The sequence below is a fragment of the Sphingomonas sp. DMC8 genome (assembly GCF_056314185.1).
In genome coordinates, this window is sequence record NZ_JBQUYV010000007.1 from 1 (window position 1) to 21,299 (window position 21,299).

At 66.4% G+C, this 21,299-nt stretch carries 26 protein-coding genes; 12 read left to right on the plus strand and 14 right to left on the minus strand.

Translation table 11 applies throughout. The annotated features are described in order from the left end of the window. Nucleotides 1–100 precede the first annotated feature (100 nt). From flgH to ACT53K_RS14485, 4 genes are read right to left on the minus strand one after another with little or no spacing between them, the layout of a single operon-like run. Nucleotides 101–853, minus strand: a complete 753-nt coding sequence (gene flgH / locus ACT53K_RS14470; RefSeq protein WP_476229410.1) for a flagellar basal body L-ring protein FlgH — start codon at nt 851–853, stop codon at nt 101–103. Nucleotides 854–864: 11 nt separating this feature from the next. Next, entirely contained in the window at nt 865–1,293 is a 429-nt protein-coding gene (gene flgA, locus ACT53K_RS14475) for a flagellar basal body P-ring formation chaperone FlgA (RefSeq protein WP_476229411.1), read from the minus strand. Further along, the gene (gene flgG / locus ACT53K_RS14480; RefSeq protein ID WP_476229412.1) at nt 1,293–2,075 is read right to left on the minus strand and encodes a flagellar basal-body rod protein FlgG; all 783 of its coding nucleotides are present in this window, start codon (nt 2,073–2,075) and stop codon (nt 1,293–1,295) included. Before flgG ends, flgA begins: the two co-directional genes overlap by 1 nt. A 20-nt stretch (nt 2,076–2,095) precedes the next feature. After that, nucleotides 2,096–2,836, minus strand: coding sequence for a flagellar hook-basal body complex protein (locus ACT53K_RS14485; RefSeq protein WP_476229413.1), 741 nt, complete (start codon nt 2,834–2,836; stop codon nt 2,096–2,098). Nucleotides 2,837–2,948: 112 nt separating this feature from the next. Between ACT53K_RS14485 and ACT53K_RS14490 the strand changes: the two genes are divergently transcribed. Genes ACT53K_RS14490 through ACT53K_RS14505 form a run of 4 tightly spaced genes read left to right on the plus strand, consistent with a single transcriptional unit; the run spans nt 2,949 to nt 5,453 of the window. Beyond that, nucleotides 2,949–3,494, plus strand: coding sequence for a flagellar basal body-associated FliL family protein (locus ACT53K_RS14490; protein WP_476229414.1), 546 nt, complete (start codon nt 2,949–2,951; stop codon nt 3,492–3,494). After that, nucleotides 3,491–4,510, plus strand: coding sequence for a flagellar motor switch protein FliM (gene fliM / locus ACT53K_RS14495; protein ID WP_476229416.1), 1,020 nt, complete (start codon nt 3,491–3,493; stop codon nt 4,508–4,510). Before ACT53K_RS14490 ends, fliM begins: the two co-directional genes overlap by 4 nt. Beyond that, nucleotides 4,507–4,911 carry a DUF6468 domain-containing protein gene (locus tag ACT53K_RS14500; protein ID WP_476229417.1) on the plus strand — a complete coding sequence of 135 codons (405 nt, stop codon included), beginning with the start codon at nt 4,507–4,509 and terminating at the stop codon, nt 4,909–4,911. The genes fliM and ACT53K_RS14500 overlap by 4 nt, the downstream gene beginning before the upstream one ends. Continuing rightward, a complete protein-coding gene (locus tag ACT53K_RS14505; protein ID WP_476229419.1) occupies nt 4,911–5,453 on the plus strand; it encodes a MotE family protein in 543 nt (180 codons plus the stop codon). The genes ACT53K_RS14500 and ACT53K_RS14505 overlap by 1 nt, the downstream gene beginning before the upstream one ends. 22 nt (nt 5,454–5,475) lie before the next feature. Here the strand turns inward: ACT53K_RS14505 and ACT53K_RS14510 are convergent, their stop codons facing one another. Then, on the minus strand, nt 5,476–5,736 hold the full coding sequence (locus ACT53K_RS14510) for a hypothetical protein (protein WP_476229420.1): 261 nt from the start codon (nt 5,734–5,736) through the stop codon (nt 5,476–5,478). Beyond that, nucleotides 5,715–6,290 carry a GNAT family N-acetyltransferase gene (locus ACT53K_RS14515; protein ID WP_476229421.1) on the minus strand — a complete coding sequence of 192 codons (576 nt, stop codon included), beginning with the start codon at nt 6,288–6,290 and terminating at the stop codon, nt 5,715–5,717. The genes ACT53K_RS14510 and ACT53K_RS14515 overlap by 22 nt, the downstream gene beginning before the upstream one ends. 144 nt (nt 6,291–6,434) lie before the next feature. Here ACT53K_RS14515 and ACT53K_RS14520 point away from each other — a divergent pair, with 144 nt between their 5' ends. Further along, nucleotides 6,435–7,499: a hypothetical protein gene (locus tag ACT53K_RS14520; protein ID WP_476229423.1), complete on the plus strand. Its 1,065-nt coding sequence runs from the start codon at nt 6,435–6,437 to the stop codon at nt 7,497–7,499. A 29-nt stretch (nt 7,500–7,528) separates the two neighbouring features. Further along, entirely contained in the window at nt 7,529–7,816 is a 288-nt protein-coding gene (locus ACT53K_RS14525) for a barstar family protein (protein ID WP_476229424.1), read from the plus strand. Nucleotides 7,817–7,835: 19 nt separating this feature from the next. Here ACT53K_RS14525 and ACT53K_RS14530 read toward each other — a convergent pair whose 3' ends face one another. The 4 genes from ACT53K_RS14530 to ACT53K_RS14545 all read right to left on the minus strand — a co-directional run bounded on the left by ACT53K_RS14530 (nt 7,836) and on the right by ACT53K_RS14545 (nt 11,368). Beyond that, complete coding sequence (locus tag ACT53K_RS14530; RefSeq protein ID WP_476229425.1) at nt 7,836–8,627, minus strand: LysR family transcriptional regulator; 792 nt, start codon at nt 8,625–8,627, stop codon at nt 7,836–7,838. A gap of 142 nt (nt 8,628–8,769) precedes the next feature. Next, nucleotides 8,770–9,174, minus strand: coding sequence for a Co2+/Mg2+ efflux protein ApaG (apaG, locus tag ACT53K_RS14535; RefSeq protein ID WP_476229426.1), 405 nt, complete (start codon nt 9,172–9,174; stop codon nt 8,770–8,772). Beyond that, complete coding sequence (locus ACT53K_RS14540) at nt 9,171–10,379, minus strand: trans-sulfuration enzyme family protein (RefSeq protein ID WP_476229427.1); 1,209 nt, start codon at nt 10,377–10,379, stop codon at nt 9,171–9,173. Before ACT53K_RS14540 ends, apaG begins: the two co-directional genes overlap by 4 nt. Nucleotides 10,380–10,552: 173 nt before the next feature. Then, nucleotides 10,553–11,368 carry a ferredoxin--NADP reductase gene (locus ACT53K_RS14545; protein ID WP_476229428.1) on the minus strand — a complete coding sequence of 272 codons (816 nt, stop codon included), beginning with the start codon at nt 11,366–11,368 and terminating at the stop codon, nt 10,553–10,555. A 224-nt stretch (nt 11,369–11,592) separates the two neighbouring features. Here ACT53K_RS14545 and ACT53K_RS14550 point away from each other — a divergent pair, with 224 nt between their 5' ends. From ACT53K_RS14550 to ACT53K_RS14565, 4 genes are all read left to right on the plus strand, one after another. Continuing rightward, nucleotides 11,593–12,903 carry a methyl-accepting chemotaxis protein gene (locus ACT53K_RS14550; protein ID WP_476229429.1) on the plus strand — a complete coding sequence of 437 codons (1,311 nt, stop codon included), beginning with the start codon at nt 11,593–11,595 and terminating at the stop codon, nt 12,901–12,903. A 176-nt stretch (nt 12,904–13,079) separates the two neighbouring features. Beyond that, nucleotides 13,080–13,418, plus strand: a complete 339-nt coding sequence (locus ACT53K_RS14555; RefSeq protein WP_476229430.1) for a P-II family nitrogen regulator — start codon at nt 13,080–13,082, stop codon at nt 13,416–13,418. A 94-nt stretch (nt 13,419–13,512) separates the two neighbouring features. Next, nucleotides 13,513–14,925, plus strand: a complete 1,413-nt coding sequence (gene glnA / locus ACT53K_RS14560) for a type I glutamate--ammonia ligase (RefSeq protein ID WP_476229431.1) — start codon at nt 13,513–13,515, stop codon at nt 14,923–14,925. Nucleotides 14,926–15,137: 212 nt separating this feature from the next. Beyond that, the gene (locus tag ACT53K_RS14565; protein ID WP_476229432.1) at nt 15,138–17,165 is read left to right on the plus strand and encodes a M13 family metallopeptidase; all 2,028 of its coding nucleotides are present in this window, start codon (nt 15,138–15,140) and stop codon (nt 17,163–17,165) included. 10 nt (nt 17,166–17,175) lie between these two features. Here the strand turns inward: ACT53K_RS14565 and ACT53K_RS14570 are convergent, their stop codons facing one another. Together ACT53K_RS14570 and ACT53K_RS14575 are read right to left on the minus strand one after the other, a co-directional pair. Then, nucleotides 17,176–17,805 carry a class I SAM-dependent methyltransferase gene (locus tag ACT53K_RS14570; protein WP_476229433.1) on the minus strand — a complete coding sequence of 210 codons (630 nt, stop codon included), beginning with the start codon at nt 17,803–17,805 and terminating at the stop codon, nt 17,176–17,178. Continuing rightward, nucleotides 17,802–18,419 (minus strand): S24 family peptidase, encoded by a 618-nt coding sequence (locus ACT53K_RS14575; RefSeq protein ID WP_476229434.1) that lies wholly within the window; start codon nt 18,417–18,419, stop codon nt 17,802–17,804. Before ACT53K_RS14575 ends, ACT53K_RS14570 begins: the two co-directional genes overlap by 4 nt. A gap of 89 nt (nt 18,420–18,508) precedes the next feature. Here ACT53K_RS14575 and ACT53K_RS14580 point away from each other — a divergent pair, with 89 nt between their 5' ends. Both ACT53K_RS14580 and ACT53K_RS14585 read left to right on the plus strand, forming a co-directional pair. Then, a complete protein-coding gene (locus ACT53K_RS14580; RefSeq protein WP_476229435.1) occupies nt 18,509–18,691 on the plus strand; it encodes a hypothetical protein in 183 nt (60 codons plus the stop codon). Next, nucleotides 18,688–19,002, plus strand: a complete 315-nt coding sequence (locus ACT53K_RS14585; protein ID WP_476229436.1) for a hypothetical protein — start codon at nt 18,688–18,690, stop codon at nt 19,000–19,002. The genes ACT53K_RS14580 and ACT53K_RS14585 overlap by 4 nt, the downstream gene beginning before the upstream one ends. An 8-nt stretch (nt 19,003–19,010) precedes the next feature. On the opposite strand, the gene ACT53K_RS14590 is transcribed toward ACT53K_RS14585, so the two are convergent. Together ACT53K_RS14590 and ACT53K_RS14595 are read right to left on the minus strand one after the other, a co-directional pair. Beyond that, nucleotides 19,011–20,018, minus strand: a complete 1,008-nt coding sequence (locus ACT53K_RS14590; RefSeq protein ID WP_476229437.1) for a hypothetical protein — start codon at nt 20,016–20,018, stop codon at nt 19,011–19,013. Then, nucleotides 20,015–21,256, minus strand: a complete 1,242-nt coding sequence (locus ACT53K_RS14595; protein ID WP_476229438.1) for a TIGR04063 family PEP-CTERM/XrtA system glycosyltransferase — start codon at nt 21,254–21,256, stop codon at nt 20,015–20,017. The genes ACT53K_RS14590 and ACT53K_RS14595 overlap by 4 nt, the downstream gene beginning before the upstream one ends. Nucleotides 21,257–21,299 lie beyond the last annotated feature (43 nt).

Genomic DNA, 21,299 nt, shown 5'->3' on the forward strand with positions numbered 1-21,299 from the left:
CCCCCCCCCCCCCCCCCCCCCCCCCCCCCCCCCCCCCCCCCCCCCCCCCCCCCCCCCCCCCCCCCCCCCCCCCCCCCGCGAGAATGCGGCGTGGCGCCGCTCAGAAGGGGAAGAGGGCGTCGTAGATCTGCTGGCCCCAGCGCGCTTGCTGCGCTTCGGTCAACTGGCCCTTGCCGCCATAGATCACGCGCGCCTCGGCGATCTGGCTGTGCGCGATCGAATTGTCGCGGGCGATGTCTTCGGGACGAATGATGCCGGTGACGATCAGCTCACGCATCTCGAAATTGACGCGCACTTCCTGACGGCCGCGGATCATCAGGTTGCCGTTCGGCAGCACCTGCGTGACGATGGCAGCCATGGTCATGTTGATCGTTTCCGATCGCGCCGTGGTGCCGCCGCCGGCATATTGCGAAGCCGAGCTGGTATTCACCAGTTTCGACGGATCGCTGCCGGTAAGCTTCTGAATGGGCGTCTGCAGCCCCAGCAACCCGGCGACGCCGCCCGTCTCGGTCCCACCGCGGGTCCGCGAGGTGTTGTTGCCGATATTGGCCTTGTCGGCGATGGCGATGCGAATCGTCAATATGTCTCCCTGCTTGGCGGCTCGCTGATCGCGAAAGAACGCGCCGGCCCCGGTGCGGAACAGCGATGCACTGGCCGTCTGCTGCGGTGCCTGTCGCGGATGCGTTGCCCCGCTGCGGTCCGACGGCGTCGCCAGCGACGGTTCGATTTCGGGAGCATTGATCGGTTCGATAGCCGAGAGCTTGGGCGCCTTGCCCACCTGCTTCAGCCGGCCAACGGCGCCGCAGCCCGAAAGTGCCGCACAGATCGCCACGGCTGCTATTGCCTTGCGCATGCCAAGTTCCTTCAAGGATTGGTAATCCGGACCGTGCCGGCAGATTCCACCACGCCGTCGAGCGTGCGGCTGGTGGCATTGATGATCACACGCACCGCATCGCCCGGCGCTCCGCCACCCAAAGCGCGGCCCGAGGCGGTGATGACCAGCGGACCGGAAATGATCCGCGCCGTCACCGGCTCACCCCGGCGAACGACCTGCGGCTTGGTGATGTCGGTGCGGCGGATCACGCTGCCGATGTTGAGGTTGCGCGTGGCTTCCATGCCCGCCGCTTCCTCGATCGTCAGCGCGCCGCGTGCGGTGGCGACCGGGCGGTTCTCGATCGCGAGGTCTCCCGCCTCGATCCGCTCGCCGCGCGCAACCGGCTGACGCAGCACCGCAACCGGTACGTCGTCAGCCGGCGCGGCGCCCCACAGCGCAAGGGCCAGCAGCGCCAGCATCAGCGCAACTGGCTGGTCGTCGCCAGCATTTCGTCGGCGGTCTTCACCACACGGCTGTTCATTTCATAGGCGCGCTGCGCCGTGATCAGCGCCGTGATTTCGGCAACCGGATTGACGTTCGACGCTTCGATGAAGCCTTGGGTCAGCGTGCCGAGCCCGGTGTCGCCCGGCGAGCCGACGGTCGGCTGGCCCGAGGCGGAGGTTTCGACGAACAGATTGCCGCCCTTCGCTTCCAGCCCCGACTCGTTCATGAAAGTGGCGAGCTGCAGCTGGCCCAGCTGCTGCGGCTGGGTATTGCCTGCCACCGTAACTTCGACCAGGCCGGTCTTCGACACCGAGAAGCTCAGCGCGCCCTGCGGCAGGGTGATGCCGGGTTCCACGGGATAGCCGTCCTGCGTCACAAGCTCGCCCTGGTCGGACACCTGGAACGAACCGTCGCGGGTATAGGCAGTGGTGCCATCGGGCATCTTCACCTGGAAATAGCCCTTGCCCTGGATCGCCATGTCATAGGGGTTGCTGGTCTGGGTCAGCGCACCCTGTTCATTGATGCGATAGACGCCACCGGTCTTCACGCCCGCGCCGATCTGGATGCCCGAAGGCACCTTGGTATCGCTGCCGGTCGCCGAGCCGGGGCGTGAGACCTGCTGGTAGAGCAGATCCTGGAATTCCGCACGCTGCCGCTTGAAGGCGGTGGTGTTCATATTGGCGATGTTGTTCGAGATGACGTCGACATTGGTCTGCTGCGCGAGCATGCCCGTGCCGGCGATGGAGAGAGAGCGCATGGGGGCTTTCCTTTCTTAAATCAGCTGACGCGGCCGAGCTTTTCGATCGCCTGCTTGCGCATGTCGGACATGGACGAAGAGAGATTCTGGCTGGTCTGATAGGCGCGCAGGATCTGGATCATGTCGGTCGTCTCGGTGATCGCGTTGACGTTCGATCCCTCGACGCCGCCGCTAACCAGATGCGTCTCGCTTGCGCTCAGTTCGCGCCCGCCCGAGCCGGACATCAGCCCGTCGCCGCGCGGATCGACCGTGCCTTCATCGGCGAACACCGTCACGGCGATGCGGCCGAGCGGGCCGTTCGCGCCCATCACCGTACCGTCCGACGTGACGCTGACCTTGCCCGCTTCTTCCTCGGGAATCTTGATCGGCTTGCCGCCCTCGCCCAGAATGCGCTGGCCGCCGGCCGTGGCGAGCTCGCCGCTTTCCAGCACCTTCACATAGCCCGCGCGCGTATAGGCAGTGCCGCCGCCGGGCGCCTCAACGGAGAGATAGCCGGGGCCGTCGATCATCACGTCGAGCGGATTGCCGGTCGGCTGGAACGATCCCTGCGCAACATCGTGCACCGCGCCGTAATCGAGCACGAACGACGTCTGCTTCGCCGGCTTCACCGCGGAATCGGTCTGCTCGACATATTCGCGGAACACGGGCTGCTCGCGCTTGAACCCGACCGTATTCATATTGGCGAGGTTGTTCGCCACCACGTCGAGCCGACGCCGCAGCGCCTGTTCCTGGCTCAGGAGCACGTAGGAAGAAATGTCCACCGGACCATCCTCGAAAAAGTCGCACTAGGCAGAAATTGCCGGGTGATGATCCTATAATAGGAGGAAATCGGACGTGCGGACGTCGCGGCCGATAAAAGGAAGGTCCAGGGGTATGTCGGCGGAAATCGTCGAAGATAAGGGCACGGCCGAGCCGGCCGCGCCGAACAAGAAGAAGAAGCTGATCATCATCGGCGGGGCGGCTGCGGCTGCGCTGGCGCTGGGTGGCGGCGGGGCGGCCTTTTTCCTGTCCGGCAGCAAGCATCCCAAAACCGAAGAGGCAGCACCCGAAGCCGCGCCGGCAGAAGGGGAGAAGGGCGGCGAGGCCAAGGGCGAAGGCGAAGGCGAGAAGGCCGGCGCAAAATATGTCGACGTGCCGGCAATGGTGGTGAACCTGCGCTCGCCCGACGGCGCCGCGCGCTTCCTGAAGCTGCACTTCATGCTGGTGCCCGGTCCCAAGGGCAACGAAGCGAAGCTGAAGGAATTGCTGCCCGCGATCCTAGATTCCTACCAGCCTTTCCTGCGCGAACTACGCCCCGAAGATCTTGCCGGTTCGGCCGCCGTGTTCCGCGTGAAGGAGGAACTGCTGGTCCGTGCCGTCCGCGTCAGCGGCCCCGGCGTCGTCAAGGACGTGCTGATCCAGGACCTCGTCCAGCAATGATCGATCTCGAAGACTTCGACCTTCCCGATCCCCCCGCTCCCACCGGCGGCGTCGATGACATTCGCTTCGACCAGGCGGATATCGATGCGCTGTTCGGCGGCGGCGGTCCGGTCGCCAAGAAGAAGGGCCTGCGCGCCGTTCTGGAATCGAAGGTCATCAGCCACGAACGGCTGCCGATGCTGGAAGTGGTGTGCGACCGCGTGGTGCGCGCCTTCGCCAGTTCGATGCGCAACCTGACTTCGGACGCGATCGACGTAAGCCTGGAAGAAGTCACCTCCGCCCGGTTCGGCGAATTCATGAACCGCGTCGCGCTGCCGGCGATGGTCGGCGTGTTCAAGGTGCAGGAATGGGAAAGCTATGGCCTGGCGACGGTCGAATCCGGCCTGATCTATGCCGTGGTCGATGCGCTGCTCGGCGGGCGCGGCGGCAATTCGCCGCTGCTGATCGACGGCCGCGCCTTCACCCCCATCGAAACCGCGCTGGTCTCACGCATGCTCGAACTGGCGCTGCGTGACTTTGCCGAGGCGTTCGCCCCGATCGAGACGGTGACGATGTCGCTCGAACGCATCGAAACCAATCCCCGCTTCGCCGCGATCGCCGCCACGTCGAACATCTGCGCCATCGCCACCTTCCGCGTCGACATGGACGGACGCGGCGGCTGTTTCACGCTCGTCTTCCCCTATGCCACGCTGGAGCCGGTGCGGCACAAGCTGCTGCAGCGCTTCATGGGCGAAAAGAGCGGCCGCGACAGCATCTGGGAAGCGCACATGGCGCAGGAAATCCGCAAGACCAATGTCAGCGTCAGCGTGCTGCTCGGTGAAAAGGCGATGCCGCTCGCCGACCTAGAAGCACTCGAAGTCGGCCAGACCATCGCGCTTCACAAAAGTCCTGACGATCCCCTCGACCTGGCCTGTGGCGATGTGAAGCTCGCCCAAGCCCAGATCGGCCAGCGCAGCGGCAGGGTTGCCGTTCGCCTGGTCAACGACGTGTCCCGTACCAGAAAGGCCAAGCCATGACGGTCGCCCTGCTTGCGAATATCCTGACCATCGTCCTTTGCGTCGCCGTGCTGATCCAGAGCCTGCGGATGATGCGCAGCCTGCGTGCCGTGAAGGACGGCGCGCTCACCGATGTGGTGAAGGCGCTCGAAAACGCCACCGCCCAGGCGCGTGCCGTGCTGTCCGACATGAAGGCGACGCTGGGCACCGACTGCGCCCGTCACGCCCGGCTGGTCGAACAGGCGCGCGACCTGCGCGACGAGCTTTCCGACATGATCGGCATCGCCGATTCCGCCTGTGAGCGGATCGTCAACGCCGTCGGCATGGCCAATGCCCTCCGCACTGCTGCCGAGACCGAAACAGCCGCCACCGGTGAAGCTGCGGAAGTAGAGGCCGCGGAATCCACCCGAGAGGCTGCATAATGGCGCGTCCCTCGCTCCTGCTGCTGACGGCGGCGGCGGCGGCCGTCGCGGCGGTTTCCAATGCAGCCAGCATCGCCACACCCAATCAGGATGCCGATGCGCAGAAGACCCGGCTGGGCAATGCCATCCAGCAGGACATGAACGACCGCGATGTCGATGCGGCACGCCGCAAGCGAGCGCTCGACTTGCGCGAACAGGCCGCCAAGGCGGCGGAAGCCCGGCTGCAGGCGGAAATGGCATCCAAGAAGGACGCCGCCGCCCCTGCCCCCGGCGTACCCGGCGCGGAATCGCCCGCCGAGGCACAGTTCGACGAGCTCGCCCGCATTTATCAGGCGATGAAGCCGCCCAAGGCCGCGGTGGTGTTCGAACAGCTCGACATGGAAGTGCAGATGAAGGTGGCACAGCGGATGCGCCCCAATGCCACCGCCGCCATTCTGGCTGCCATGTCGCCCAAGGGCGCGGCGGCGCTCAGCATGGCGCTCGCCCGCAAGACCGCGCTGCGTCCGGCCCGCCCCGGCCCGGCCATGGCAAAGCGGCCCTGAGCACCCGTTCGGGAAGGGGCCGCTAAACCTCGCCGCGCATCCGGCGGTGGTGGTATTTAAGCCGCACCGTCAGCCCCAGCACCATCAGGAACAGCGACAGGCACAGCACCGTCACCGGCACCGCAATCGGCATGGGCCACAACTTCGCCCGCACTGCCGCCAGCAGCGCACCGAGCACCGCCAGCCATACTGCCGCGAGGCGAACCGGCCGGGCGATCTGACGCAGTTCGGCCAGATAGGCGCTGCGTTCGGCAGGGTCGGTCAACCGCGGCGGGGTCGGCATGTCCAGTCCTCCTTGAGCAGCCCGTACAGGGCGGTATCGCGCACGCCGATATGCGTTTCCCATTCGGCGCGGAGCACACCCTCCAGTCGAAAACCCAACCGCTCGAGCAGCGCACGTGATGCGCGGTTTTCAGGGTCGGTATCGGCGAACACGCGCCTTTGGCCTTCGGCGAAGAGGTGGTCGATCACTGCCGTGACCGCTTCCTCGGCAAATCCCTGCCGCCAATGGCTTCGTGCGAGCATATAGCCGATCTCGCTGACATTGGCCTGGCGCTTCTCGCCGACCGCGACGAAGCCTATCGCCCGATCCTCGCCGGCGAGCGTGATCGCCCAGGTCCGCCAGTCCTCCGGTGTCTGGGAAAAGGCCGTGCGGGTCTGCACCACCGAGACATGCGGCGCGTGCGACCACCAGCGCATCAATTCGGCATCGGCATAGCTGGGGAACATGGCCTCGGCATCTTCGACCCTGCGCGCGCGCAACCGCAGCCGCGCGGTCTCGAGCACCGGCGTGCCCCGAGCGGCCCCACGCGGACGATCGGCGGCGGATGACGACATCAGGCTCCCCCACGGCTTTGTTCTGCCACAACGCTACACTAGCGGAGGTACGGGGTGGAAGCACCAATGCGGAGAGCGATTTTCGCAGGCTGGTTGAATCGTCTGCCTTGCCGTAAGGCTGGTGCAATATCGGGGGAGATCATCATGCGGCGTCTGTTCATGCCTGCGCACCTTGCTGCTTTGGCCTTATCATTCGCCATGCCGCTGTCCGCCCATGCCCAGAGCCGGATCGAAGTGCCGGCCGATAAGAAATGGGGCCATGCCGCCACCGGGCTGATCGTGCCGCAGGCACTCGCCGGACTTCCCCGAACCGAAATTACCGATTCCAGCGGCAGCGAACTGGATGTGATGGTGCAGTTCGGCGACACCGAGCATACCCTGACCACGCTGTACCTGTTCCGCCCGGCGATGATGAGCGTGCCGGTCTGGTTTGACCGGGTCGAGGCACAGATCGTCCACCGCGATTCCTTTGGCGGAGCGACGCCGGCGGGCACGCCCACGGCCTTCGCGCCGCCGGGGGGCACCGCGACCAGCGCGCTGCGCCGCGTCTATGTACCGGGCAGGCAGCCCTATACCGCCACGGGTACGGCGGTCCTGCCGCTCGACGAATGGCTGGTGGTGCTGCGGACCAGCTCACGAGAGCTGACGCCCGCGGCACTGGAGGCGAAGCTGACCGAAAGCGTTGCCGCGCTTGGCTGGCCCGCGCGCAAGGGGCCGGAGGCACCCGCCGCGGACCTGATCGCTTCCTGCGCCGCACCGCTCGCCTATGCCCCGAAGGCAAAGATGCGCAAACCCGACATGACCGCCGGACTGCTAGGCGCAACGCTGGCGATGATGGCATCTTCCCCGGACGCGAAGGACGGCACGAAAAAGGACGAAGACCAGAAGGAAGGGACACCCGCGATACTATGCCGCGATGGCACGTCGCTCCCTGAATATGCCGTATATCGCACAGCTGACCCAACCGATGGCAGCTATACCATCGCAATTGCCGATGCCGGCCGCACCATTTCGGTGATTCCGGACCTGCTATCGGACGCGAAGCACCCTGGTTATCAGGTGATTTTGAACACGCTCGACAAGAGTTATGTCTATCCCAATTTCGACAAGCTACCCGCCCCCGACGCGGTGATGCGAGCACTCGACAAGGCCCAGCCCGTGGCAACGACCGAGCGGGGCACGAAGAATATCTCAATCCATGCGCAGTGACCTGACTCGCGTGCCGGCAGAGCCAGCATATGCGAACCATCAACGTTGATTGCTGCGGCCTGAAATCTGCCGCGGACATCTGGCAGCGCTATATCGAGGCAGCGAGACCGGAGAATGCGGCGCTATTCGGCTGCAATCTCGACGCGTTCTGGGATGCGATAGAATGTGGTGGCCCGGGTTCGCCTGGTGAAGCGAAACTGGTCTTCACCGGCTCGGCCGCTCTGGCGGCATTTCAGGCGAGTGGTGGTGAGTCGTTGCTCGACGCGCTTCGCAGAATTGCGAACGAAGCAACGCATACCCGCATCGTGCTCGCTTGAGGATTCCGCGCCCCCGGGGCTAAGCCCCCAACGCCTCGACCAGTACCTGCACCTTCTTCTGGCGCCACTGCGGCAGCGGCGCGACCAGCCAATAGCCCAAGCGCGAAGGCTTGGGGTCGCCCACAATAGTGACGCGACCTGCCTCAATGTCGGCGCGGGCGAGCAGTTCGGGAACGGTTGCGCGGCCCAGTCCCTGTGCAGCGGCGTCGATCGCGAGGCCGGCGTCGGCGACGCGGACCAGCGATCCGGCATCCTCCGCCATGCAGCCCGGCCACGAGATTTTCACATCGATGCCGCCTTCGGCACGTGCGACCGTCACCATGCCGTCGCTCTCCAGCGCTTCGCCCTCATGCTCGCCGGGCCCTTCGCCCCAGCGGATCGCGAGGTCGAGATTCGCTTCGGTAAAGTCGAGCGTGTCGTCGGCAGGCACCAGCACGAAGCGCAGCTCCGGATCGGCGGCGGCAATGGCGGACAGGCGCGGCATCAGCCATTTGGCGGTCAGGTCACGCGGCGCAGCGATCGTCAGCGACTTGGAGGACTGCCCCGCCTGCATTGCCCGCACCGCTTCCTCGAACTGGAGGAAACCGTTGCGCAGCGCGGCCAGCCCGGCTTCGGCCTCAGGCGTAAGTTCCAGCCCCTTGGTGGTGCGCCGGAACAGCACCACGCCCAGCGTATCTTCCAGCGCGCGGATCTGCTGGCCGACAGCGGCGGGCGTGACCGCAAGCTCGTCGGCGGCGCGGGTGAAGGACAGGTGCCGCGCAGCAGCGTCGAGCACGCGCAGGCCGTTGAGAGGAAGATGGGTGCGCTTCATGCCGAAATTCCTCCCCCAGCATCGCCGCATGCGCGCCCCTGCCGCTGGCGGGAGGGAATGACGTGACTGGAGCGCCGCGTGGTTTCAGCCCCTCCCCTAACCCCTCCCGCAAGCGGAAGGGGAACTGGTGCGCGCGCGCCCCTCATTGCTCCCCCGTCACTGCGGGTGCGATCAGCGCGAATTTGGGGATCGCCACGTCGAACGCCGATCCGTCCTCGCCGATCATGTGATAGCTGCCCTGCATCGACCCGGTCGGCGTCGACAGCGGGCAGCCCGAAACATAGTCGAAGCTTCCGCCGGGTGCGATCATCGGCTGTTCGCCGACTACGCCCTCGCCTTCCACCGAATGGCGCAGGCCGCGCCCGTCGGTGATGATCCAGTGCCGGGTGAGCAGCTGGACCACCATCGATCCTTCGTTCTCGATGCGGATATGATAGGCCCAGAACCAGCGACCGCGTTGCGGCTCGGACTGTTCGGGCAGATAGGATGCCGACACGCGGACTATCACCCCGCGCGTCGTCGCTTCGTCGGTGAAGAGCGCCTTCACAGCCCCACGCTCGTCAGCGCCTGGTCGAGATCGGCGATCAGGTCGTCGACATCTTCCAGGCCGACGTTCAGCCGCAGCATCCCTTCGTCCACACCCATTTCCAGCCGCTTCTCCTCGGTGAGGCCCGAATGCGTGGTCGAGCATGGGTGCGTCATCAGCGAGCGCGAGTCGCCGATATTGTTGGAGATGTCGATCAGTTCCAGCGCGTCGAGCAGGGCATGCGCCTGGGCGCGGCCGCCATCGACCTCAAAGCTGAAGATCGGGCCGGCCGCCGACATCTGGCGCATGAACAGCGCGTGCTGCGGGTGACTGGGCAGCGCCGGGAAATGGACGCGCGGCACCCGCTTTTCGAGGAAGCTGCCGATCTTCAGTGCATTCTCGCTCTGGCGGCGGATGCGCAGGTCGAGCGTCTCCAGCCCCTTCAGCACCACCCAGGCATTGAACGCGCTGAGCGTCGGGCCGGTGTTGCGCGTGAAGGGCAGCAACGTGTTGTTGATGAAATCCTCGGTCCCGCACACCGCGCCGGCCAGCACGCGGCCCTGACCGTCCATCATCTTGGTCGCCGAATAGGCGACGACGTCCGCGCCGAATTCGAGCGGCCGCTGGAGCGCGGGAGTGGCGAAGGCATTGTCGACCACGGTGACGATGCCATGCTTGCGGGCAATGCCGCACACCGCCTCCAGATCGACGACGTCCATCGTCGGATTGGCGGGGGTTTCGAAGAAGAAGAGCTTGGTGTTCGGGCGAATCGCGTCCTGAAACTGCTGCGGATCGCGCGCGTCGATCGTCGTCGTCTCGACGCCGAAGCGCGGCAGCAGCGTGTCGGTCAGCCAGCGGCACGAACCGAAGGCGGCGCGGCCCTGGACGATATGGTCGCCCTGGCTCACCTGACAGAGCAGTGCGGCAGTCATCGCCGCCATGCCGCTCGCCATCGTCCGGCACGCCTCGGCACCTTCGAGCAGGGCGATGCGCTGTTCGAGCATCTCCACCGTCGGGTTCTGGAGGCGCGAATAGGTCATCCCCACCTGCTCGCCCGAGAAGCGCGCGGCGGCATCGCCGGCGCAGTCATAGGCATAGCCCGAAGTCAGGAAAATCGCTTCGCTGGTTTCCCCGAATTCAGAGCGCGCGGTGCCCCCGCGCACGGCCTGAGTCGCGGGCTTCCACTGGCGAGTGACACGCTGGTCTTGTCCGGTACGGCGCTTCATGGCGCTGCTTTGCGGCGCGGAAGGGCGCCGCGTCAACCTTTTGGGGCCCAGGCTACGCATTCGCCCGGGGGAACTTGCAAGTGATGTCCCCCTCACCCTTCCCACCGCCTGCGGCGGCGGGCCCCTTCCCTCTCCCACAAGGGGAGAGAGAAGCTAAAGCCGCTCCGGGCAGCTCAGCCGACGAAGGCGCGTTCGATCACGAAATCGCCGGGGGCGTTGTTCGAGCCTTCCTTGAAACCCTTGGCTTCGAGCAGCGCGGCAAAGTCGCGGATCATGTCCATCGATCCGCACAGCATCACCCGGTCCGTCGCGGGATCAAGCTTGGCTTCACCCGGCACGCCTTCGAACAACCGGCCATTTTCCAAGAGATCGCCGATACGGCCGCTGGTGTGGAACGGCTCGCGCGTCACCGTCGGCACATAATGGAACTGGGCCGCCGCCTGGTCGCCGATCAGCGGATCGTCCGCCAGCTTCGCCGACAGCTCCGCATGATAGGCCAGGTCGCTGACACGGCGCACGCTGTGCACGACGACCACCTGCTCGAACCGGTCATAGATTTCGGGATCGCGCGCGACCGACAGGAACGGCGCGAGGCCGGTGCCGGTCGAGAGCAGGAACAGGCGCTTGCCCGGCAGCAGCGCATCGGCGACCAGCGTGCCGGTCGGCTTCTTGCCCAGATAGATGTCGTCGCCGGGCTGGATCTTCTGCAGCTTGGAGGTCAGCGGCCCGTCCTGCACCTTGATCGACAGGAATTCCAGCTCCTCGGCCCAGGCGGGGCTGGCGACCGAATAGGCGCGCACCAGCGGCTTGTCGCCTTCGCCCAGCAGGCCGATCATCACGAATTCGCCCGAGCGGAAGCGAAAGCTGGCGGGGCGCTCGATCGCGAAGCTGAACAGATGTTCGTTCCAGTGGCGCACCCACAGCACCTTGGCAGTGGCGAAGGCGGGATGCTCGGGAAGCAGCGCCGGCTGGCGCGTTTGCACGGTCATTTCCGGAAAAAATCCTCGTTCGAAAACTCTGGCCGCGGCCTCTGCCATTATGTGCGGCGCCCGTCCAGAAACTAGCGCTTCAGCCCGCTAAACGCCACGCGCGCCCCACCGATACCCGAACTGGCAGCTATCGTTTCGGAATCAGACCAATTTTTTGCGTTGTCGCAAAGCTGTCATCAAATCCTAAGTCCGCATTTACCATTCCCGCCTTAGCTGGCGCCACCATGCCCCAGTCGCCGACGCCCAGCGCCAGCTTCCTCCTGCAGTGGCTTACCGCCGCCGAGCGCAATCCCCCGTGGCTGGAGGAGGATGCGACGATCGGCGACGCCGTCACGCGCTTTCAGGACGATCCCGCGCTTCGCCTGTTGCCGGTGCTCGACCGGGCGCGGCGGCCGCTGGGCGCCGTGTTCGAAAAGGATGTGCGGCGTCTGCTGCTCAACCCCTATGGCCATGCACTGCTGCGCAACCCGGCCTATGGGGGCCGCCTGCACAAGCTGATTCGTCCCTGCCCGATGGCCGATGCCGGGCTGGCGCCGGAAAAGCTGGTCGATACCTATACCGCAGCCGACGGGCAGGAAGGCATGATCCTGACGCGCGGCGGCATCCTGTTCGCGGTCATCACTAACCGCCGGCTGATCCAGTTCACCGCGCACCAGCAGATGCACGCCGCCGAGCGCCGCATGGAACGCGCCCGCCGCATCGAAACCGCGAGCGAGCAGATCGAGGAAGAAGTGGGTTTGCTCGCGGCGCGGCTGCGCGATCTGGCTTCGACGCTGCACCAGAGTGCGGCCGCGACGGCCGATCGCGCCGCCACCAACAGCGCCTCCGCCACCGCCCTTGCCGCCGCCGTAGCGCAGAGCCACGACAATCTCGCCGCCATCGCCGCCGAATCCGATGCGCTTTCAGCGACGCTGGAAGGCATTGGCCGCAACACCGCCACCGCCAAGTCCACCGCGGCGCACGCCGTTGCCCTGGTCGCCGACAGCCACAGCCGCACCGCAGAGCTGGGCGCCTTCGCCCAGACGGTCGGCACCGTCACGACCGTAATCGCCGAAATCGCCGGGCAGGTGAATCTGCTCGCGCTCAATGCCTCGATCGAGGCGGCGCGCGCGGGCGAGGCGGGGCGCGGCTTTACCGTGGTCGCCAATGAAGTGAAGGCGCTGGCCAGCCAGGTCGGGCGCGCCGCCGAGAGCGTAGGGGCGCAGGTCGCCGATATTCGTGGCGCAGTCGAGCGGGTGCTCGCCAACCACGGTCATGTCGAGGCAGCGATCGGTTCGATTGCAGCACTTTCCTCCGACATCGAAGAGGCTGTGCGCGCGCAGCATCTCGCCACCCACAGCATCGCCCGCAACGTCGCCGAAAGCGTCGACGGCACACTGGGCGTGCGGCACGATATCGAACAGATCAGCGTCACCGCCCATGCCGCCTCCGGCAGCGCCGCGTCGATCGCGGACCTGGCCGCGGGGCTGCACCAAGGTGCCGAGGCGCTCTCGTCGAGCATCGACCGGTTCCTGGACGAAGTTCGCGCCGCCTGACTGCCGCACGATCGGGCAGAGCACTGGAGCACTGCCCAAATGATAGGCAATTTTTAACCTGTTTTGAGAGCCGCGACGATCTTTCGCTCTCGGCACTCCCGTTCTGGCACGCGGGTTGCTAAACGCAGGGAATCAGGTGCACGACGGCTGGGCAGCGGCTCATCCAGGGGGAAGACGTGAAAAAGATCGAAGCGATCATCAAGCCGTTCAAACTCGACGAAGTGAAGGAAGCGCTGCACGAGGTCGGGGTTTCCGGGATCACCGTCACCGAAGCCAAGGGGTTCGGCCGCCAGAAGGGCCATACCGAACTGTATCGCGGCGCCGAATATGTCGTTGATTTCCTGCCGAAGGTGAAGCTGGAGGTCGTCGTGGAAGACGGCCTGGCCGAGCGCGTGGTCGAAGCGATTGCCGGCGCGGCCCAGACCGGCCGGATCGGCGACGGCAAGATATTCGTGATTCCGGTCGAAACCGCACTGCGCATCCGCACCGGGGAGCGGAACGAAAACGCTATTTGACGCGGCGCAGCAAGCGCAGGATTGTGCACCCGCAAAAGTAATTTAATTTCCCGATTCGTCGGGCGGACGAAAGAAGAGCGAAAGGGCGAATACGATGGCGAATACGGCCAGTGACATCCTGAAGATGGTGAAGGACCAGGAGATCGAGTGGATCGACCTGCGCTTCACTGATCCCAAGGGCAAGTGGCAGCACCTGACCATGGTGGCCTCGGTGATCGGCGAGGACGAGCTGACCGACGGCTTGATGTTCGACGGTTCGTCGATCGAAGGCTGGAAGGCGATCAACGAGTCCGACATGATCCTGAAGCCGGATCTGGACGCCGTTTGGGTCGATCCCTTCTCGGCCACGCCCATGCTGATCCTGGTGTGCGACATCGTCGAACCGTCGACCGGCGAACTTTATGCCCGTGACCCGCGCTCGACCGCGAAGCGCGCCGAATCGTACCTGAAGACCACCGGCATCGGCGACACCATCTATGTCGGCCCGGAAGCCGAATTCTTCATGTTCGACGATGTGCGGTTCGAGAACAGCTACTCGACCAGCTACTACGCCATCGACGACATCGAACTGCCGGGCAATTCGGGCAAGGAATATGAAGCCGGCAACCTGGGCCACCGCCCGCGCGCCAAGGGCGGCTATTTCCCCGTCGCGCCGGTCGACTCGGCCGTCGACATTCGCGGCGAGATGGTTTCGACCATGCTCGAAATGGGCCTGCCCTGCGACAAGCACCACCACGAAGTCGCGGCGGCGCAGCACGAGCTGGGCCTGACCTTCGGCACGCTGGTGACCACTGCCGACCGCATGCAGATCTACAAGTATGTCGTGCACCAGGTCGCCCAGGCCTATGGCAAGACCGCGACCTTCATGCCGAAGCCGATCAAGGAAGATAACGGCTCGGGCATGCACACCCACATGTCGATCTGGGAAAAGGGCAATCCGCTGTTCGCCGGCAACGGCTATGCGGGCCTGAGCGACACCTGCCTCTACTTCATCGGCGGCGTGATCAAGCATGCCAAGGCGCTGAACGCCTTCACCAACCCGACCACCAACAGCTACAAGCGTCTGGTGCCGGGCTATGAAGCACCGGTGCTGCTCGCCTATTCGAGCCGCAACCGCTCGGCTTCGTGCCGCATTCCGTATGGCGCGGGCAGCAAGGCGAAGCGCGTCGAATTCCGCTTCCCGGATGCGCTGGCCAACCCGTACCTCGCCTATGCCGCGCTGCTGATGGCCGGCCTGGACGGCATCCAGAACAAGATCCACCCGGGCGACCCGATGGACAAGAACCTGTACGATCTGCCCCCGGCCGAACTGGCCCAGGTGCCGACCGTGTGCGGTTCGCTCCGCGAGGCGCTGGACAGCCTGGAAGCCGATCACGACTTCCTGCTGAAGGGCGACGTGTTCTCGAAGGACCAGATCGAGGCCTATGTCGAAATCAAGCGCGGCGAAGTCGCCCGCTGGGAAATGACGCCGAGCCCGGTCGAGTACGACATGTACTATTCGGGCTGATCCTTCCCGGATCGGTTTCAGGAAAAAGGGCGTCCGGAGCGATCCGGGCGCCTTTTTCTTTGCCCGCACGCATCCCGTACCCGCTTGCAGCGCTCTGCTGCCCCCTTCCCCCCGCCTCACGGAAGCGGGAAGGCAGGAGCATCCGAGTGGCAATTGAGTCCCACCGGGCCGCGTGCTAGCCCGCTACATCACCTTCGAGGACCATCGTCTCCATGCGTATTGCGCGTCTTGCCGCCATTCTGCTCGGCACTTCCCTGCTCGCTTCCCCCGCCCTCGCCCAGACTTCCGGCCAGGCCAAATACGGCCCCTGGGGCGTCGACCTGACCACCATGGATACCAGCATCCGCCCGGGCGACGATTTCTTCGGCTATGCGCTGGGCACCTGGCTGCGCGACGCGCCGATCGCGGCGGACAAGTCGCGCGCCGGCTATAATTACGACCTGCCCGACGAAACCGAAGTCGAAGTGCGCAAGCTGATCGAGGATGCCGGCACCGCACCGGCCGATCCCGCGCTCCGCCAGATCGTTGACTATTACCGCGCCTTCATGGACGAGGCCGGGATCGAGGCGCGCGGCACCGCCCCGCTCAAGCCCTATCTCGCCCGCATCGATGCCGTGCAGGATCGCCGCGCACTCCAGTTGCTGATGGCCGACCATGGCTATGCCAGCCCGATCGGCATCGGCATCACCGCCGACGAAAAGGATCCCACCCGCTATACCGTCGTCGCCGGTCAGGCCGGGCTGGGGCTGCCGAGCCGTGACTATTATCTGCTGCCCGGCGAGAAATATGACGCGATCCGCAAGGCCTATCGCGCCTATATCGTGAAGATCCAGCAGCTTGCCGGCATCCCGGGTGCAGAGGCCAAGGCCGATGCGATCCTGGCGCTGGAAACCGACATCGCGAAATACCACTGGACGCCCGAAGAACAGCGCGACCCGCAAAAAACCTATAACCCGATGAACCGCGCGCAGCTTGCCAGGCTGGCGCCCGAGTTCGACTGGAACGCCGTGCTCGCGCATGAAGGGCTGGCGAAGATGCCGATCGTCGTGGTCGGCGAAACCACCGCCATCGCCGCCGCGGCGAAGCAGCTTGCCAGCGTGCCGCTCGACACCTGGAAGGACTGGCTGCGCTTCCGCTTCGTCAGCGACCATGCGACCTACCTGCCCAAGGCATTCGACGCGGCGCATTTCGATTTCTACTCGCACACGCTGCAGGATGTGGAGAAGCAGCCGGAACGCTGGAAGCGCGGCGTGCGGCTGGTGAACGGCGCGCTGGGCGAAGCGATCGGCAAAATCTATGCGGAGCGCCACTGGAGCCCCGCCGCCGAAGCGCTGTCGAAGGAACTCGTCGAAGATCTGCGCGCCGCCTATGCGGACAAGATCAAGGGCGCGGCGTGGATGGACGAACCCACCCGCAAGCAGGCGCTGGAAAAGCTCGCCGCGTTCGACCCGCGCATCGGCCATCCCGACAAATATGTCGACTATGCCGCGATGCAGGTCAGCGCCACCGATCCGCTGGCCAACGATCTCGCCTCGGACGATTTCGAATGGAAGCTGCAGCTCTCGCGGCTCGGCAAGCCGGTCGACCGCACCTTGTGGGCGATGACGCCGCAGACGGTGAATGCCTATTACGATCCGGTGATGAACCAGGTCACCTTCCCGGCCGCACAGCTACAGCCGCCCTTCTTCGATCCGGCCGCCGATCCGGCGGTGAACTATGGCGAGACGGGCGCGACGATCGGCCATGAAATGGGCCATGGCTTCGACGACGAAGGCCGCCAGTTCGACGCACAGGGCAGGCTGCGCGACTGGTGGACGCCGGAATCAGCCAAGCGCTACACGGCGCATGCCCAGGCGCTGGTGAAGCAGTTCGATGCCTATGAGCCGCTTCCTGGCGTCCATGTGAAGGGTCAGTTGACGCTGGGCGAGAACCTGGCCGATCTGGGCGGGATGGAAGTCGCCTATGCCGCCTACCGCCGCTATGTCGCGCGCCACGGCGAGCCCAAGGTGCTGAACGGCATGACCGGCGACCAGCGTTTCTTCCTCGCTTATGCCGCCAGCTGGCAGGGCAAGGCGCGCGAAGGATCGCTGCGGGCGCAGCTGCTGGCAGACCCGCACAGCCCGGAGCAATATCGCGTCAACGGTATCGTCCGGAACATGGACGAGTGGTATGCCGCCTTTGGCGTGAAGCCGGGCGACAAGCTCTATCTGGCCCCCGAGGACCGCGTCCACGTCTGGTAAGCGCCTGCCGTCAGGGCCGGTACGCAAACACACCGGCGCGCTTCGGCGCGCCGGTTTCGGCGACCTCGGTTTCCGCGAGCAGCGCCAGTTGCCCGGTCGGCAAGGGCGCTCGCCACGGATCGCCCAGCAGCACGGCGATTCCCGCTGCGCGGCACCGGTCGAGAAACGGCAGCACCCGCGCGGCGACTTCGGGCGCGTAAAAGACATCGCCGCCCAGCACCAGATCGACCGACGGCAGCACCGGCATCTCGCTTAAATCCCCCTTGATCGCGGCAAAGGTGACACCGTTCAGCGCCGCATTGAGCCGCAATGCGACCCGGGCATGGGCATCGACATCGCAGGCGATCACCGCCGCCGCGCCCGCCTTGGCCGCGGCAATGCCAACCAGTCCCGATCCCGCGCCGAAATCGAGCACCCGGCGCCCTGCCACGCATTCGGGATGCGCCTGAATATAGTGCGCCAGCGCCAGTCCGCCGGCCCACCACCACGCCCAATAGGGTGCCGGCCCCTCCTCCCCCGCCAGCCGCGCGATGCCGCTTGCCGGGCCAGCCTTATGGATGCGCACCTCGGCCAGCCCCGGCACCGCCGTCACCGGCAGATGGGCGCGGATGAACGCGGCAGTAGCTGCTTCGTCGATCAAAGCGCGCGTCCCAGCCAGGCGACACGGCCGATCACTTCGGCGGCGCCGGCGCGGGCGAACCGCACCGGATAGGCAGGATTGTCGCTGACGATCTCGATTCCCCCCACTGCGGCCCGCACCCGTTTTACCAGCAATTCGCCGTCCACCCGCAGGACGAAGATGCCGCGTGGATCGATCCGCCGCTGGTCCCGGTCGACGAGGATTTCGTCGCCATCGTCCAGCGTCGGCGCCATCGAATCGCCTGCCACGCGGATCATCGACGCCGCTTCGGGCCGAACCCCCAATTGCCGCAGCAGCGCGGGCGGGAAGGCAAAGGGTTGCCGCACTGCCTCGCGGTCCGGCAAGCCGCCGGCCCCCGCCGATGCGCCCAGATCGAGCCGGGGCACCGCCACCAGCCCGGCCGGCGCGGGGCCGCCGAGCTGCGCCTCCGCAATGCCCAGATAGGCGGCCAGCCGCGCCCGGTCGCGCTCTGCCAGTTCGCGGGGCGATCCGCGCGTCAGATATTGCTGCAGATAGGCGGGGTTGCGCCCGAGCACGCGCGACAGCTCCGAAAGGCTGAGTCCCCTCGCCTCGACCAGAGCCGCCAGGGCGGCGCGCTGCGCATCTGCATCCATTCCCGTCCTTTACCATAGGATTTTTCCTAGACAAGTAGGAAATGAGAACAAATCATGACCATGCAAACGCGAATCACTGGAGGAAACCGATGTCGGTACATCGCGAAATCGAGAAATTCCTGCGACGGAGCCAAATGCCGCCCAGCCGTTTCGGCCGTCTGGCGGCAGGCGATCCGCGGCTGGTGCATGATCTGCGCGACGGGCGCGAGCCTGGTCCGCGCCTGACTGCCCGGCTGCGGGCCTTTCTGGCCGAGCAGGAGCCGCGCGCATGAGCCGCGGCCCCGATATCGGCACGTTGCTGGGCCGCGCGCTCTGCGCTTCGGCCAACGCCGCCGGCTGCGCGATCTCGATCGACACCGCGCGTTGGGAGCGCTGGGCCAGCGCGACCTTCACTGGCGCGCGGCATCATCTTTCCCTGGCCGGCGCACCCTCTCCGGACCTGATCCGCTGGATGGCCGAACTGGCAGAAACCGAGCTGCCGCTGCGCGGGCATCTGGTCGCCGATGTGAAACTGGCAGGAGTGGCCAATGCCGGCGAACGCCTGCGCGCCGAGGTGGAAGTGCTGACGGTGGAAGCGCGGTGAGCTGGCGCTCAGGCCTGGCGGGCGAGATTGCGCAAGGTCACCAGCGCATCCTCCAGGCGATGATCGCCACTTTTGCGGCTCCGCACCGCCCGTTCGGCCTGGGCCTGGTTGCGGCGGACGACACCGCGCTCGAGCCGCTCGAGCAAGGCATGGACCGACGCCTCGGTCTCGGGCCGGGCGATCGGTTCAACCGCCTCGGGCGCGGGGGCCGGCGCGGCGGTTTCGGGGAGCGGGTCGTGCTTGGTCATGGGAATGGGCGCCGGCGTGGGGAGTTCAAAGGTTTCGAACCGCTCATGCGGCTCGAAAATGGCGGCAGGCGCCGGGCGGCGGCGCACAAAGGGTAGCGGCGACGGCATCGGCACGGCCGGAATCGCCTGCGGGTCAAAGGCGGCCAGCGGCTGATCAAGGTCCGCCGGCAGCGCGCGTTCGGCGAGCGGGGGCGGCGGCACGATGGTCGGCTGGGGGCCCGGCTGGAGGGCAGGCTCCGGCGCTGGCTCGGGCGCAACGGGGATGGAGTCGGCCAGCAGCGGCTCGGCGCCGCGCAGCGGGATCGGCGCTGCATCGTTATCGGCGCCGGCAGCAGCGCTCGGTCGCAACGGCAGACCCTCGACCGGCTCGACCTCCTCGGCAAAGGGCGCGCCCAGATCGCGCGTGGCGAGCAAGGGCGGCCGGGGCGGCGCATCGGGATGGGCATCGGCGCGGCGCAGCACCGGCGCGCGCACCGCCTGCGGATCGGCGGTCGCCGCCTTTGCGCGCGGCTTGCCCAGCGTCAAATCGGCGGCCCCGAACAGGATGAAGGCGGAAATCCAGGCGAAAACAGCGGCAAACCCGCCAATGCCTAGCGCCAGCAGGGCACGCGCGGTCAGGCCCAGCGGCGGTTCGGCAGCAGACATTATGGCCGGCAACCCGCTGTCCACCACCAGGCTTTCCAGCACCGGCACGGGCAGGGCCGCGATGCCGAAAGCGGCAACGGCACCGACCAGGGCAGCAATGGCTGGGGCAATGGGCAGTTTCATACACTCACCGGTGGCGGGTCCGACCACGAGTCTTTCATACCCGATGCTATCGCAAACTTTTGGTAAACAGATTCATACCGATTTACATTTACCATCCAGTTGCGCTCGTTTTCGACATACGCGCGGGCTCGTTCGCGGCGAGCATCCCAGTCCCCACGCGCCGCGAACAGCGCCGCAACCGATTCGGCCAGCGCGGCGGGATCGTCCGGCGCGAACAGCGTGCCGGTATCGCCATGGCGAATCAGCTCGCGGTGACCGCCGACATCCGATGCAGCGACCAGCCGGCGCTGTGCCATGGCCTCCAGCGGCTTCAGCGGCGTCACCAGATCGGTCAGCCGCATCTTCCGGCGCGGATAAACCAGCACGTCGATCAGGCTGTAATAGCGCTCGACGGCATCATGCGGCACGCGGCCGATAAAGTGGATGCGGTCCGCCACCGGGGATGCCGCCGCTTGCGCCCGCCACGCCGCCTCGGCCGGGCCGCCGCCGACCAGCAGCAGATGCATCGCCGGCCGCGCCGCGACGAGCGCCGGCATCGCCGCGATCAATATGTCGAGGCCTTCATAGTCGTAGAAGCTGCCGATAAAGCCGATCGTCTCCGCCCCCGCTACGCCCAGCTCGGCGGCAAGCGCCGCGTCATGGGGGACGGGCGCGCCGAACAGGTTCATGTCGACGCCGTTGGGCGAGACAAGGATCTTCGCCGGATCGATCCCGCGCGCCACCAGGTCGCGGCGCAGCCCTTCGCAGATCACCGCCACGCCATCGGCCTGGCGCACCGCCCGCGTCTCCAGCGCCTTGGTGACGCGGTAGCGCAGGCTGCCTTCGCGGCCCGTGCCGTTGCCGACGGCGGCGTCTTCCCAGAAGGCGCGGATCTCATAGAGCAACGGCACGCCGGTCCAGCGCCGCACGCGCAGCGCCGCCATTGCGTCGAGCACGGGCGAATGCGCGTGGAGCACGTCGGGCCGCCACGCTTCCACCACCGCGCGGATGCGTCGGGCGAAGCGATCAATCTCACGCCATTCGAGCAGGCCGGGCAGCCGGCCCTGCACCGGAGGCGTGCGAAAGAAGCGCAGCCCGTCGACGGTTTCCTCCTCGGCCGCCGCGTCGCCGTGACGCGGGCCGGTAACCGCCGCCACCTCCCAGCCGCGGGCGATTTCCGCCTTCAGAATTGCCCGCGTACGGAATGCATAGCCGCTGTGGAGCGGCAGCCCATGGTCCAGGATGTGGAGGATGCGCATACAGCCCCCTTACGCCCCGATGGCTTAACGCCGCGTCAACCGC

What these genes read in the sequence shown, in the direction of transcription:
- flgH (WP_476229410.1), bottom strand. Translation starts at nt 853, where the DNA reads ATGCGCAAGGCAATAGCAGCCGTGGCGATCTGTGCGGCACTTTCGGGC.
- flgA (WP_476229411.1), bottom strand. Translation starts at nt 1,293, where the DNA reads ATGCTGGCGCTGCTGGCCCTTGCGCTGTGGGGCGCCGCGCCGGCTGAC.
- flgG (WP_476229412.1), bottom strand. Translation starts at nt 2,075, where the DNA reads ATGCGCTCTCTCTCCATCGCCGGCACGGGCATGCTCGCGCAGCAGACC.
- ACT53K_RS14490 (WP_476229414.1), top strand. Translation starts at nt 2,949, where the DNA reads ATGTCGGCGGAAATCGTCGAAGATAAGGGCACGGCCGAGCCGGCCGCG.
- fliM (WP_476229416.1), top strand. Translation starts at nt 3,491, where the DNA reads ATGATCGATCTCGAAGACTTCGACCTTCCCGATCCCCCCGCTCCCACC.
- ACT53K_RS14500 (WP_476229417.1), top strand. Translation starts at nt 4,507, where the DNA reads ATGACGGTCGCCCTGCTTGCGAATATCCTGACCATCGTCCTTTGCGTC.
- ACT53K_RS14505 (WP_476229419.1), top strand. Translation starts at nt 4,911, where the DNA reads ATGGCGCGTCCCTCGCTCCTGCTGCTGACGGCGGCGGCGGCGGCCGTC.
- ACT53K_RS14510 (WP_476229420.1), bottom strand. Translation starts at nt 5,736, where the DNA reads ATGCCGACCCCGCCGCGGTTGACCGACCCTGCCGAACGCAGCGCCTAT.
- ACT53K_RS14515 (WP_476229421.1), bottom strand. Translation starts at nt 6,290, where the DNA reads ATGTCGTCATCCGCCGCCGATCGTCCGCGTGGGGCCGCTCGGGGCACG.
- ACT53K_RS14520 (WP_476229423.1), top strand. Translation starts at nt 6,435, where the DNA reads ATGCGGCGTCTGTTCATGCCTGCGCACCTTGCTGCTTTGGCCTTATCA.
- ACT53K_RS14525 (WP_476229424.1), top strand. Translation starts at nt 7,529, where the DNA reads ATGCGAACCATCAACGTTGATTGCTGCGGCCTGAAATCTGCCGCGGAC.
- ACT53K_RS14530 (WP_476229425.1), bottom strand. Translation starts at nt 8,627, where the DNA reads ATGAAGCGCACCCATCTTCCTCTCAACGGCCTGCGCGTGCTCGACGCT.
- ACT53K_RS14540 (WP_476229427.1), bottom strand. Translation starts at nt 10,379, where the DNA reads ATGAAGCGCCGTACCGGACAAGACCAGCGTGTCACTCGCCAGTGGAAG.
- ACT53K_RS14545 (WP_476229428.1), bottom strand. Translation starts at nt 11,368, where the DNA reads ATGACCGTGCAAACGCGCCAGCCGGCGCTGCTTCCCGAGCATCCCGCC.
- ACT53K_RS14550 (WP_476229429.1), top strand. Translation starts at nt 11,593, where the DNA reads ATGCCCCAGTCGCCGACGCCCAGCGCCAGCTTCCTCCTGCAGTGGCTT.
- glnA (WP_476229431.1), top strand. Translation starts at nt 13,513, where the DNA reads ATGGCGAATACGGCCAGTGACATCCTGAAGATGGTGAAGGACCAGGAG.
- ACT53K_RS14565 (WP_476229432.1), top strand. Translation starts at nt 15,138, where the DNA reads ATGCGTATTGCGCGTCTTGCCGCCATTCTGCTCGGCACTTCCCTGCTC.
- ACT53K_RS14575 (WP_476229434.1), bottom strand. Translation starts at nt 18,419, where the DNA reads ATGGATGCAGATGCGCAGCGCGCCGCCCTGGCGGCTCTGGTCGAGGCG.
- ACT53K_RS14580 (WP_476229435.1), top strand. Translation starts at nt 18,509, where the DNA reads ATGTCGGTACATCGCGAAATCGAGAAATTCCTGCGACGGAGCCAAATG.
- ACT53K_RS14585 (WP_476229436.1), top strand. Translation starts at nt 18,688, where the DNA reads ATGAGCCGCGGCCCCGATATCGGCACGTTGCTGGGCCGCGCGCTCTGC.
- ACT53K_RS14590 (WP_476229437.1), bottom strand. Translation starts at nt 20,018, where the DNA reads ATGAAACTGCCCATTGCCCCAGCCATTGCTGCCCTGGTCGGTGCCGTT.
- ACT53K_RS14595 (WP_476229438.1), bottom strand. Translation starts at nt 21,256, where the DNA reads ATGCGCATCCTCCACATCCTGGACCATGGGCTGCCGCTCCACAGCGGC.